Raw genomic sequence first — 11,688 nt, forward strand, 5'->3', positions numbered from 1 at the left:
ATGAGGGTCGTCATGTTCGGGTTCCAGACCTGGGGTCATCGCACCCTGCAGGCACTTTTGGCGTCCGAGCACGAGGTCGTCCTGGTGGTGACGCACCCCAAGGGGGAGGGCGCGTACGAGAAGGTCTGGAGCGATTCGGTCGAGGACCTCGCCCGCGAGAACGGCGTGGACGTGCTCGTCCGCGAACGCCCGGAGGACCAGGAGCTGCTCGACGCGCTGAAGGCCGCCGAGCCGGACGTGATCGTCGCCTGCAACTGGCGCACCTGGATCCCGCCGCAGGTCTTCGCGCTGCCCAAGCACGGCACGTTGAACGTGCACGACTCGCTGCTGCCGAAGTACGCGGGCTTCTCGCCGTTGATCTGGGCCCTTCTCAACGACGAGAAGGAAGTCGGCGTGACGGCGCACATGATGGACGACACGCTCGACGCCGGTGACATCGTGCTGCAGCGGTCGGTTCCGGTCGGCCCGCGCGACACCACGGCCGTGCTGTTCGAGAAGACGCTGGAGCTCTTCGGCCCGATCACGGTCGACGGCCTCGCCGAGATCGCCTCCGGCCGCACGGACTTCACCAAGCAGGACCGGTCGCAGGCCTCGTTCTTCCACAAGCGCGCCGAGGAGGACCTGCGCATCGACTGGAGTTGGACCGCGGAGGAGCTGGACCGGCTGGTGCGGGCCCAGTGCGCGCCGTACCCGAGCGCGTTCTGCTTCCACCGCGGCCAGCGCCTGGAGATCATCGAGGCGGACGTCTCGGCCGAGGTCTACGGCGGCACCCCGGGCCGGATCTTCTACCGCGAGGGCGACGGCGTGACGATCGTCGCGGGAGCCGAGGCGCGCCGCGGCAGGAGCAAGGCGTTGCTGGTCAAGAAGGTTCGCACCGCCGATGGCACGGAGCTCAAGGCCCACGAGTACTTCAAGCACATGGGCGGCTACCTCACCTCGCGCCCGTAAGTCCGACACGCGGATCACGGGCCGGGTGACCGTCCCGTGATCCGCATGGTCGATCATTGCCGCATGAATCGCGCGGCGGTGACGTCACTGGTGGTCTTCGTGCTGCTGGTGGCAGTGGGCTGGTACCTCACGAATCTCCAGTCATCGCAGGAGAATTCGCCCACCACGCCTCCGACGACCGGGTCCGCTCCCGCCGGTTCGTCCGATCTCGGCGCACTCAAGATCGCGCCGGAGGGCAAGATGGCCGGCTACAGCCGCGACCGCTTCCCGCACTGGGCCTCGCAGGGGAACTCCTGTGACACCAGGGAGATCGTGCTGCAGAAGCAGGGCGCCGACGTGAAGTCGGACAAGGACTGCAAGGCCACGTCCGGAACCTGGACCAGCCCGTACGACAACGTCGTGATCAAGGACGGCGGCGAGGTCGACATCGACCACACCGTCCCGTTGGCCGAAGCCTGGCGTTCCGGTGCCGACAAGTGGACCGACGACGAGCGCAAGGCGTTCGCCAACGACCTCGGCGGCATCCAGCTCCTCGCGGTGACCGCGAAGACCAACCGCAGCAAGGGCGACCAGGACCCGGCGAAGTGGAAGCCGCCGGTCCAGGCCTACTGGTGCACCTACGCGCAGCACTGGATCTCGGTGAAGATCACCTACAAGCTGACCGTCGACCAGGCCGAGCACGACGCCCTCGCCGCGATGCTCAAAGCCTGCTAATCAGGCCAGAAACCGGGATTCCGCGTCGGCGTGAAGTCGATCAGCCGGCTGCGGATCTTCCCGGTGAGCAGGTCGAACAGGAACGCGGTCGTCGGCCCGTCGTAGCTCTCCCACTCGGCGAACTCCGCGTCACACCAGGTGATCGTCCACCGGTCGGGCTCGCCGTCGGTGCGCCAGAACAGGGTGCACCGACCGGCCTTGCCCCACTGCACGAGCCCGTCGAACTCGCGCGACTCGTAGACGTCGCTGAAGAAGACGTCGAGCGACTCCTCGTCCTCGACCGGCGAGACGACCTCGACGACGTGGTCGAAGACGCCGGTGCCGAACGTCCCCAGCAGGTCCTTGAAGTCGCCGGGGAACGCGAACCCCACGTGCTCCTCGGCATCATCCCAGGACAGCCCGGGTTCACGCTTGGCTTCCCAGCCCAGCAGCGCCACGAGGTCCGCGTTCCTCGACAAGAGATCCCCTTCCCGGTGTTGCCCACGACACGGCCCGACCCCCCAGACGGGCCGCGTCGTCCCCCTTGCGCCCGGCCTCCCCCGAGACCGGGCCTTCCCCCTACCCGACCTGAACGGACTCGAACAGGCCGGACAGCTTCCAGTGCGTCACGTACCCCATCGCCTCCGCGGCGATCAGCACGTCGAGCTTGCCCAGGTTCGTCCGCGCGGGCATCTGGTACGCCTTGCCGCGCCGCGCGTCGAGCACCATCGGCGTCGCGCCCGGCAGCGTGTCCGCCACCGTGTGCTGCAGGATCCGCAACGCCACGTTCGCCGCCTCACGCGTCAGCGGCGCCTCTTTGGTGTGCACGAGCACCGCGTACGACGTGCCGTCCTTCTTGCGCAGCCCGAGGTGCGGCCGCACCTTCAGGGTGAGCTCGCCGGCGCGGTAGGTGGCCCCCTCCACGGGCACGCCGGTCGCCTTGAACGCCCCGAGCCAGGGCAGGAAGCCGTCGGCGATCTGCTCGAACGCCCGCGGCTGGCCCGTGCGGTTGGCGCTCATGATCGCCTTCTTGAGCTCGATCTCCGGCTCGGTCGAGTTGACCGCTCGTCGCATGGCGTCGCGGATCGGGTTGTAGAACCCGCACACCCTGGTGTCGGCGGCGAGGTACATCCCCCGCTGTTCGGAAACGATGTTGATGCGTCCACGCTGGCCGCTCATGACGTACTCGGTGAACGACAGTGCGGTGACGCTGACGTTGTTGTCCGGCAACGCTTTCTCCCCTCGTACCGCGAACTTCACCTGACGTTATCGGAGGGGTCCGACAAAAACCGCGCTGCTCCGAACGGAGCAACGGTTACGTATTGTCGAACATTCGCTCGAACAGGTGACACGCAGAGTTGCGACGTAGATCGCAATCGGTAAACGGACGGTGACGGACCGGGAACCGATCACGCGGATGACCGTTCGTCTGCCGTTCGCCGACGCTCACCGAACGCTCACCGCACGACCAGCTGAAGTAACACTCCGTAGAAGATCAACTCGGGAGAATGGACTTCGTCAGGAGGAATCACGGCGAGGGAGCACGATGGCGGTAAAGGCGGAGCGTTCACCCGATAGAGCGGGTGACGTGGAGGTTCCGCAGCCGCGGCAGCAGCTGGAGAGGTGGCTGACGTCGGTCGGGCACTGGCCGCACGCCGTGCAGGTGACCGTCATCCTCGTGCTGATCGCACTGCTGCTGTGGGCCATCGCCGTGACGCTCGGCCCCGACCAGGCGTTCATCGTCGGCTCGGCGGGCATCGCGGCGAAGCTGATCTGCATGTACCTCGACACCCGCGTGCGCAACTAACGCGCGTACCTCTCCGCCGCGCGCCTGAGGGCCGTGTGCACCCCACGGCTGTTGGCGCCTAACGAGCTGTGCACATCCGACGGCCGGGCCGCCTCCGGTGGCCATGCCCAGCTGACGGGCCGTGCGCACCCCGGCAGCCGTGCCCACCGGACAGCCGTGCCCACCTCGCAGAGCCCGCGTCCCTGGCCGGCCGAAGCTAGCGCGCGTACCTCTCCGCCGACCGGGCCTTGGCCTTCGCGGCCTCCACCTCGCGGTCCTTGGGCGGCGCGGTCGTCACCAGCGCGTCCAGCAGTTCCCGCGTCGCCGCCGCCACGGCCGCGACCGCCTTGTCGTACGCGGCCTGGTTCGCCGCGGACGGCTTGGCCGCCCCGCCCACCTTGCGCACGTACTGCAACGCCGCCGCGTGCACCTCGTCGGAGGTCGCCGGCGGTTCGAAGTTGTGGAGCACCCGGATGTTTCGGCACATGCCCCCACTATGACCTGTTCGGCGGCGCCGCGCGGGTGTGGATGCGTTCGCCCTGCTTGCCGAACAGGCTGAGGATCTCCGCCGGCTCGCCGTCCGCGCTGCACAGCGCGTGCGGCTGGCGGCAGTCGAACTCCGCGACCTCGCCCGCCCGCAGCACGACCTCCTGGCCGCCGAGCCGCAGCCGGATCCGCCCGCTCAGCACGTAGAACCACTCGTAGCCCTCGTGCACGCGCGGTTCGTGCAGGTCGGCGTCGGAGAGGATCATCTTCCACGCCTGCAGCGGCCCGATCGAGCGGGTCAGCGGGATGCCGACCCGGCCGTGGTCGAGTTCGCGCGGCTTCATCACCACCCGCGGGTCGCCGACCTCCGGCGCGCCGACCAGGTCGTCGAGCGTCACCTGGTAGGTCCGCGACAGCGGCAGCAGCAGTTCCAGTGTCGGCTTGCGCTGGTCGGTCTCCAGGCGCGACAGCGTCGACTTCGAGATGCCCGTCAGTTCGGACAACGTCGCCAGCGTCAGATCGTGCTCGGCCCGCAGCGCGGCGAGCCGTTGCCCCACGGTTGTTGCCATAACGGCAACTTACTTTGCCAAAACTGGGCTGTCGACCGCACTCTCGAACCATGACGTACGACGTGGTGATCATTGGTGGGGGAGCGGCCGGACTCAGCGCCGCCCTGATGCTGACCAGGGCGCGCCGCAGCGTGCTCGTGGTCGATGGTGCCGAGCCGCGCAACGCCCCGGCCGCGCACATGCACAACTACCTCTCTCGTGACGGCCTTTCGCCGTTGGAACTCCTCAAGCACGGACGGGCCGAGGTCGAGGGCTACGGCGGCGAGATCGTCAACGACGACGTGCTCGGTGTGGCGAAGGTCGACGACGGGTTCGCGGTCGACCTCTCCGGACGCACGGTCGAAGCGCGCCGCCTGCTCTTCGCGACCGGCCTGGTCGACGAGGTGCCCGACAACCTGCGCGAACGCTGGGGCCGTGACGTCTTCGGCTGCCCGTACTGCCACGGCTGGGAGGTCCGCGACCAGAAGCTCGCCGTGTTCGGCGAGGAGATGAAGGTCGCGCTGGTCCGGCAGTGGTCCGACGACGTCACGCACGTGCCGTCCGTCGACGCGATCGAGGTCGAGGACGACCGCCTCGTCGCGGTGATCTCCGACGGCGAGCGCGTGCCCGCCGATGCGCTCGTGTACTCCGCACCGGTCAAGCCGCGCGACGAGCTCCTGCTGGCGTTGGGTGCCGAAACCGAGGAGACGATGGCCGGGCCGTTCGTGCGCACGGACGCAAAGGGCCGCACGAGCGTGCCGGGCGTCTACGCAGCAGGCAACGTCACGGACCCCACGGCCATCGTGATCGTCGCCGCCGCCCAGGGCGCCCAGGCCGGCGCGATGATCAACATGGACCTGCTCGGCCTCATGCCGGCGGCAGGCTGATCCGGAACGTCGAGCCCTCGCCGAGCGTGCTCGTCACCGACACCGTGCCGCCGTGCGCCTCCACGAGGTGCCGCGTGATCGCGAGCCCGAGCCCGCTGCCACCCGTGCGCCGGCTGCGCGACTTGTCCGCCCGCCAGAACCGGTCGAACACGTGCGGCACGTCCTCGGGCGCGATCCCCGTCCCGGTGTCCGAGACCTCCAGGATCGCCCGGTCCTGCCACTGGAACAGCTTCACGACCACCTCGCCCCCCGGCGGCGTGTAGCGCACGGCGTTCGCGACGAGGTTGCCGAGCGCCTGCCGCAGCCGCACCGGGTCCGCGGTGAGGTGCACCGGCGTGGTCTCGGCGCGCAGCAGGACCTCGCGGTTCTGCTGCGCGTTGACGACCTGGTCCACGACGTCGTCGAGCGCGATCGGCTCCGGGTGCAGCCGCAACGTTCCCGCGTCGGCCTGCGCCAGGTCGTGCAGGTCGTCGACGAGTCGTTGCAGCAGGAGGGATTCCTCCAGCAACATGCCGACCAGGTGCGGATCGGGTTCGGCCAGCCCGTCCTGCGTGGCCTCCAACCAGCCGGTGATGTTGCCCAGCGGCGTGCGCAGCTCGTGCGCGACATCGCTCACCATGGCCTGGCGCTGCCGTTCGGTCTCGGCGAGCTTCTCCGACATGGCGTTGAAGGACTTCGCCAGCTCACCGATCTCGCCCGCGCCCCCGTCGACCCGGGCGGTCCGATCACCCTCGGCCGTGCGTTTCGTGGCAGCGGTCAACGCGCGGATCGGTCGCACGAGCTGGGTCGCCGTGGCCCACGACGCGAAGCCCGCGATGGCGAGGATCCCCAGCGCCACCAGGATGATCCGGTTGGTGCCCGTGGTCGACAGGTCTATCGCCTGCGGCTGACCACCGGTCGGTTCGGTGATGTACAGGTGCGCGTACTCGGCCACGAACGGCCGCAACTGCTCCCGGCGCGCGCTCTCCATGCACTCCACGACGGGCGGGTCCGAGTACTGGACGGTCGTGACCTCCCAGTCGAGCGGGATCGGGCCGGTCAGCGGCTTCACGTAGTACCGCCCGGGCAGCCGCGCCATGCAGCCTTCGAACAGGGTGTGGAGGTCCGTGTACGCGAGGCTCTCGGTGTAGGTCACCGCGTAGAGCTCGTCGCCGGACGGGCAGTCGGGCCACTGCGACGTCTCGCCGAGCCGCAGGGTCGAGACCCTCAGCCTGCGGTTGGGCGACTCCACGATGGAGAAGTTGCCCCGGGAGCAGTTGAGGAGGCGGTCCGCGACCGTGCGCATCTTCGCGTACTCCTCGTCGGTGAGCCGGAACGGTCCCACCGCCCTCGGGTCGATCTTGCTCGTGGCACCGGGCTTGAGCACCGAGTCGACGTTGAGCGCGTCGATGGACACCTTGGGCGTGATGGGCAACGGCGGCGAGCCCGCGGTACCGGTGTCGATCAGCGTCTTGCCCCCGCGGTCGGTCAGCGCGAGCCGGCGGCCGTGCTCGCGCGCCAGACCGTCCACATCGGACTTCGCCTCGACCCAGGTCCTGTGCGTGGCGGCGATGCCGAGGAGCTTGTCGTAGATCTCCGCGTCGGTGCGCAGCGCGTCGCCCTGCTCCTGCCGGATCGCGCCGGTCGTCGCCTGCGACGCGAGCCACGCCGTGACCGCGATCGAACAGGCCGCGATCACCAGCGAGAACAGGAAGAACCGGACGAGGAGGCTTTTCATACGAGCTTGTATCCGATGCCGTAGACGGTGAGCAGTCGTTCCGGCCTGCGCGAGTCCTGCTCGATCTTGCGCCGCAGCTTCATCATGTGGACGTCGACCGTGCGGGCGGTGATGAAGCCGTCCTCCAGCAGCTGTTCGCGGGTGAACACGCGCTGCGGCTGCGCGGCCATCTTGGCCAGCAGGCGGAACTCGGCGGGTGTGAGGCTCACCAGTTCGTCCTTGATGCGCACCTCGTGCCGGATCGGGTCGACGGTGAGATCACCGACCTTGAGCACCGTGGCGCTCGTCTCCCGCGCACGGCCCGTGCGGCGCAGGATCGTCCGTACGCGCGCGACCATCTGCCGTGGCCGGAACGGTTTGGTGATGTAGTCGTCGGCGCCGAGGTCGAACCCCAGCAGCACGTCGTCCTCAGTGGACCGCGCGGTGAGCAGCACGATCGGCACGTCCGACTCGGCCCGGACGGCGCGCATCACGTCGATGCCGTCGACCAGCGGCATCATCACGTCCAGAACCAGCAGGTCGGGGTTGCGGCGCCGGGTCTCGTCGATCGCCGCCCGCCCGTCGTGGACGACCACCACGGAGTGCCCGTCGTGCTCCAGGTACCGGCGGACGAGTTCAGCCTGGTGAACGTTGTCCTCGGCGACGAGAATGTGGGCGCACACAGTTCGAAGTATGCAGTCCTTCACGACAGTCAAGTGAGACGTAAACAGGTTCTTCATCAGTTCCGGCGAGTGTTGCCGGCATGAAGGTCCATCTGGCTCTGGCGGCGGTCGGTCTCACGGCGCTGCTGCTGACGACGGCCCAGCTGGCGGGCGAGACCTCGCCCGCCGCCGCACCGACCACCGCGGTCCCGGTTCCCCCGTCGGACACCCCTGACCCGGTTCCGTCCGCCCCGGCCGCGCCGCCGCCCCCGCCGCGCGTGTACACGTCGAGCTCGGACCTGCCCGACGGGCCCGAGTTCCCGGTCGCCGGCAGCGGCACGTTCCACGTGGTCCCCGGCACCGGTGACGTCGTGGGCACGGGTCCGCTGCGCACCTACGCCGTCGAGGTCGAGGACGGCATCACCGTCGACGAGCAGGCCTTCTCGGTGTTCGTGGACCGCACCCTCACAGACCCACGCGGCTGGACGGCCCGTGGCGCGTTGTCGGTGCGTCGCGTCACCGGCGCCGCGTCTGTGCGTGTGCGTCTCACGTCACAACAGACCGCACGGAACGTGTGCGGGTTCGAAATCCCGGTCGACGTTTCCTGTCGTGACGGCAATTTCGTGTACTTGAGTGCGGCCCGCTGGACGCGCGGCGCAGTGGCGTTCCTGCCGGACCTCACCGCGTACCGGACGTACATGGTCAACCACGAGGTCGGGCACGCGTTCGGGCAGGGACACCGCCCGTGCGACGTGAACGGCGGGCCAGCGCCGGTGATGATGCAGCAGACGTTCAGCGTGTCCAACGACGAGATCGTGCGCATCACCAACGGAGTGCCCCAGGGCGCGGTCATCCCGCAGGACGGGAAGGTGTGCAAGGCGAACGGGTGGCCGTATCCGTGACCACCAACTCTCTCGTGTGCTCACTCGTGGTTGATGTCCGTCTTCCTAACCTGACGGCATGGACGTCGACACGAGGCTGCTGAGGTACTTCGCCGCCATCGCCGAGGAGGGAAACCTCACGCGCGCAGCGCACCGGCTCTTCGTGTCGCAACCGTCGCTGACAAAGCAGCTCAAGCACCTGGAGTCGCAGCTCGGCGTGCGGTTGTTCACGCGGTCCAGCACCGGGATGAAGCTGACCGAGGCGGGACACGTCCTCGCCGCGCGCGTGCCGCCGGTGCTCGCGGGCTGGGACGCCGCCGTGAGCGAGACCCGCGGTGCCGCCCGCGTGCTGCGGGTGGGTTTCCTGAGCAGCGCCGCGAACGACGCGACGCAGGACGTCGTGGCCGCGTTCGGGAAGGTCCGGCCCGGCTGGCGGGTCGACCTGCGGCAGGCGCCGTGGTCGGATCCGACGGCGGGGCTCGCGGCGGCGGAGGTGCCGGTCGCGTTGCTGCGCTTGCCGTTCCCGGGTGAGGAGACGTTCGGCGTGCGGACGTTGTTCAGCGAATCCCGTTGTGTGGCACTGCCTTCCACACATCGCCTCGCCGGGCGCGACTCGGTGCCGTTCCGCGAGGTCCGGGACGAACCGGTGATCGTCGCGCCGGCGTTGAAGGGGGCGTGGCGCGACCACTGGCTGGCGATGTCCGAAAGGGATGGTCGGGAGGTGCGCGTCGGTGCGGTGGTGGAACGTCCCGACGAGTTCCTGAGTGCGATCGCCGGCGGGTACGGCATCGCGCTCGTGCCGTCCTCCGCCTCGCACTTCCACTCGCGGCCGGACGTCGTCTACGTGCCGGTCACGGGCGTGAGCCCGAGCGAGGTGGCCGTGGCGTGGCTGCCGGACGCCGGTGAGGCCGCGGCCGACTTCGTGCGCTGCTGCCTGGAGGTCACGCGCTCGCGGCGCACCGGGTGCGGCACTCGCTGGGGCTGAAGCCGTGCACCCGTTTGAACGCGACGCTGAACCCGAACGCGTCCGCGTACCCGACCTGGCGCGCGACCGCGGCCACGGTCGCGGACGACTCGGCGAGCAGGTCGGCCGCCACCGCCATCCGCCACTGCGTCAGGTACGTCAGCGGCGGCACCCCGACCATCTTGGCGAACCGCCCGGCCAGCGTCGTGCGCGCCACCCCTGCCTCCCCGGCCAGCGAGGCGAGCGTCCACGCCTGCTCCGGCCGTGCGTGCATCGCCTGCAGGACCGGTCCGACGACCGGGTCCGCGAGCGCGGCCAGCCACCCGTCCCCGTGCTCGCGGTCGAACCACTCCCGCAGCGCGCACACCATGAACCAGTCGAGCAACCGGTCCATGACCACTTCCGGCGCGTCGACGTCCACCGACCCGTAGAACTCCGCACAGCCGTCGGTACCCGGCGCCACCAACGCGTCCGGCAACACCGCGGTCAGCCGTTTCGCCACGGCCCCCTGGATCCGGTACGACCCGCTCACGACCGACGCGCGTCCCCGCGCCGCGACGGATTCCTGCACCACCAGGATGTCCCCGGCCTTGGCGGTCCTGCCCTGCACGTCCAGCTCGCCGGAGGCCAAGGCGTACAACGTGAGCCCTGGCAGCACGTGCGTCCCGTCGATGTCGGCCCGGCACACCCCGGCACCTTCCGCGCGCACCCCGCGCAACAGCTCGTCGAACGGCTCCATGCCCCCCACGATACGGCCCGAACGATCGAACATCGTCGATGAACGCTCACCCATGTCCTCAGCGGCCCGTCCTGGGTTGGCTTGGTGCCATGACTGAAGAGATCCTCGTCCTGGGCGCCACCGGCAAGACGGGCCGCCGGGTGGTCGGCGCCCTGGAGACCGCGAACGTCGCCGTGCGCAAGGCTTCCCGCGCGACGGGCTTCGACTGGGCCGACCCGACGACCTGGAAGCCGTTCCTGGACGGCGCCACCGCCGCCTACGTGATCGCCCCGGAGGACCCGGCCGCCGCGAGCCCGTTCGTCGAACTGGCCGCCGCCTCCGGCTTGTCCCGCCTGGTCCTGCTCTCCGGCCGCGGCCTCGACCGAACCCCGCCGAACGTCTTCCGCGGCATGCACGCCGCCGAGAAGGCGGTGCGCGAAAGCGACCTTTCCTGGACCATCTTGCGCGCCAACAACTTCACCCAGAACTTCTCCGAGGAGATCTGGCAGCAGGACGTCCAGGCCGGCCGCCTGGCGCTCCCGGTGGACGACACCCCCGAGCCGTTCGTGGACGTCCACGACATCGCCGAGGTGGCCGCGCTGACGTTGCGCAGCCCCGAGCACCACGGCCAGACCTACGACCTCACCGGCCCCGAAGGCGTCACGTTCGAAGCGGCCGTGGCCAAGATCGCCGCCGCCACCGGCACCGAGATCGAACTCGTGCGACTGACCCCGGCCGCCTACCGGGAAGTCCTGCTGTCCCACGGCCTCCCCGAAGAGGTGGCCACCGAACTCAACGGCATGTTCGAGGCCATGCGCAACGGCCTGCTGGCCACCCCGGCGGACGACGTCACCCGGCTCCTGGGCCGTCCGGCGAAGTCCTTCGACGCCTACGTCTCCGAAGCCTGGCGCTGACGAGGCAGCAGCAGGTGCACGGCGAAACCGGAAGCCGTGGCCAGCACCGCCTGGTAGACGACCGAGGGCTGGTACTGCCCGCCGATCAGGAACGCGGCCTCCAGCCCGGTCGTCCACCAGCCGGCCAGCTCACCGAGCCCGAGCACGTGCCAGCCGAAGAACCCGGCGCACCACCCGCCCACGACCCAGGCGGCCTGCCCGCCCCGCTTGACGAAGAGGAACGTGGACACCGCCGCGACGGCGTTGAAGGCGAGGGCGATGCCGGTCAGCGTCGAGTCGGCGCTCCACAGCAGACTCGCTGCCGTCTGCACCACCAGCACGCCGACGACCAGCCAGGTGCCCAACCGCGTCTTGTCCACGTGCCCGATTATTCAGCACCGTCTCGCGGCGGCGTCACAAGCCCGTGGGTATCGCATTTTCTGAGCGGGCGTTATCCATTCCGCAAACGTGTCACCTAATCGGCGCATTCGAATCCAATGATTTGGCGACAGTCGTGCAACAGTGC

15 protein-coding genes are annotated in these 11,688 nt (G+C 69.4%); 7 read left to right on the forward strand and 8 right to left on the reverse strand.

What is annotated here, in order from left to right:
- Together QSK25_RS13520 and QSK25_RS13525 are read left to right on the forward strand one after the other, a co-directional pair.
- A complete protein-coding gene (locus tag QSK25_RS13520) occupies positions 1-948 on the forward strand; it encodes a methionyl-tRNA formyltransferase (protein ID WP_285638514.1) in 948 nt (315 codons plus the stop codon).
- Positions 949-1,011: 63 nt separating this feature from the next.
- The gene (locus tag QSK25_RS13525) at positions 1,012-1,662 is read left to right on the forward strand and encodes an HNH endonuclease family protein (protein ID WP_285638516.1); all 651 of its coding nucleotides are present in this window, start codon (positions 1,012-1,014) and stop codon (positions 1,660-1,662) included.
- On the opposite strand, the gene QSK25_RS13530 is transcribed toward QSK25_RS13525, so the two are convergent.
- Both QSK25_RS13530 and QSK25_RS13535 read right to left on the reverse strand, forming a co-directional pair.
- Complete coding sequence (locus QSK25_RS13530) at positions 1,659-2,120, reverse strand: hypothetical protein (RefSeq protein ID WP_285638518.1); 462 nt, start codon at positions 2,118-2,120, stop codon at positions 1,659-1,661. The two genes, QSK25_RS13525 and QSK25_RS13530, sit on opposite strands and share 4 nt — an antisense overlap.
- A 100-nt stretch (positions 2,121-2,220) precedes the next feature.
- A complete protein-coding gene (locus tag QSK25_RS13535) occupies positions 2,221-2,901 on the reverse strand; it encodes a hypothetical protein (RefSeq protein WP_285638520.1) in 681 nt (226 codons plus the stop codon).
- 328 nt (positions 2,902-3,229) lie between these two features.
- Between QSK25_RS13535 and QSK25_RS13540 the strand changes: the two genes are divergently transcribed.
- Positions 3,230-3,448, forward strand: a complete 219-nt coding sequence (locus tag QSK25_RS13540; protein ID WP_285638522.1) for a hypothetical protein — start codon at positions 3,230-3,232, stop codon at positions 3,446-3,448.
- A gap of 196 nt (positions 3,449-3,644) precedes the next feature.
- Here the strand turns inward: QSK25_RS13540 and QSK25_RS13545 are convergent, their stop codons facing one another.
- A complete protein-coding gene (locus QSK25_RS13545; RefSeq protein ID WP_285638524.1) occupies positions 3,645-3,914 on the reverse strand; it encodes a DUF2277 domain-containing protein in 270 nt (89 codons plus the stop codon).
- 7 nt (positions 3,915-3,921) lie between these two features.
- Positions 3,922-4,482: a helix-turn-helix domain-containing protein gene (locus tag QSK25_RS13550; RefSeq protein ID WP_285638526.1), complete on the reverse strand. Its 561-nt coding sequence runs from the start codon at positions 4,480-4,482 to the stop codon at positions 3,922-3,924.
- Positions 4,483-4,532: 50 nt separating this feature from the next.
- On the opposite strand from QSK25_RS13550, the gene QSK25_RS13555 reads away from it, so the two are divergent.
- Complete coding sequence (locus QSK25_RS13555; protein WP_285638528.1) at positions 4,533-5,348, forward strand: NAD(P)/FAD-dependent oxidoreductase; 816 nt, start codon at positions 4,533-4,535, stop codon at positions 5,346-5,348.
- On the opposite strand, the gene QSK25_RS13560 is transcribed toward QSK25_RS13555, so the two are convergent.
- Both QSK25_RS13560 and QSK25_RS13565 read right to left on the reverse strand, forming a co-directional pair.
- Positions 5,329-7,065, reverse strand: coding sequence for a sensor histidine kinase (locus tag QSK25_RS13560; protein WP_285638529.1), 1,737 nt, complete (start codon positions 7,063-7,065; stop codon positions 5,329-5,331). The genes QSK25_RS13555 and QSK25_RS13560 overlap by 20 nt on opposite strands.
- Positions 7,062-7,727, reverse strand: a complete 666-nt coding sequence (locus QSK25_RS13565) for a response regulator (protein ID WP_285638532.1) — start codon at positions 7,725-7,727, stop codon at positions 7,062-7,064. The genes QSK25_RS13560 and QSK25_RS13565 overlap by 4 nt, the downstream gene beginning before the upstream one ends.
- An 80-nt stretch (positions 7,728-7,807) precedes the next feature.
- Between QSK25_RS13565 and QSK25_RS13570 the strand changes: the two genes are divergently transcribed.
- Both QSK25_RS13570 and QSK25_RS13575 read left to right on the forward strand, forming a co-directional pair.
- Entirely contained in the window at positions 7,808-8,608 is an 801-nt protein-coding gene (locus QSK25_RS13570; RefSeq protein WP_285638534.1) for a DUF3152 domain-containing protein, read from the forward strand.
- Between the two features lie 58 nt (positions 8,609-8,666).
- Complete coding sequence (locus tag QSK25_RS13575; RefSeq protein WP_285638537.1) at positions 8,667-9,572, forward strand: LysR family transcriptional regulator; 906 nt, start codon at positions 8,667-8,669, stop codon at positions 9,570-9,572.
- Here QSK25_RS13575 and QSK25_RS13580 read toward each other — a convergent pair.
- Positions 9,529-10,290 (reverse strand): AraC family transcriptional regulator, encoded by a 762-nt coding sequence (locus QSK25_RS13580; protein WP_285638540.1) that lies wholly within the window; start codon positions 10,288-10,290, stop codon positions 9,529-9,531. The two genes, QSK25_RS13575 and QSK25_RS13580, sit on opposite strands and share 44 nt — an antisense overlap.
- Positions 10,291-10,379: 89 nt before the next feature.
- Between QSK25_RS13580 and QSK25_RS13585 the strand changes: the two genes are divergently transcribed.
- The gene (locus QSK25_RS13585) at positions 10,380-11,183 is read left to right on the forward strand and encodes an NmrA family NAD(P)-binding protein (protein ID WP_285638542.1); all 804 of its coding nucleotides are present in this window, start codon (positions 10,380-10,382) and stop codon (positions 11,181-11,183) included.
- On the opposite strand, the gene QSK25_RS13590 is transcribed toward QSK25_RS13585, so the two are convergent.
- Entirely contained in the window at positions 11,159-11,542 is a 384-nt protein-coding gene (locus QSK25_RS13590) for a hypothetical protein (RefSeq protein WP_285638544.1), read from the reverse strand. The two genes, QSK25_RS13585 and QSK25_RS13590, sit on opposite strands and share 25 nt — an antisense overlap.
- Positions 11,543-11,688: the final 146 nt, after the last annotated feature.

It is taken from the genome of Lentzea sp. NBRC 102530, assembly GCF_030269365.1.
GTDB lineage: Bacteria > Actinomycetota > Actinomycetes > Mycobacteriales > Pseudonocardiaceae > Lentzea.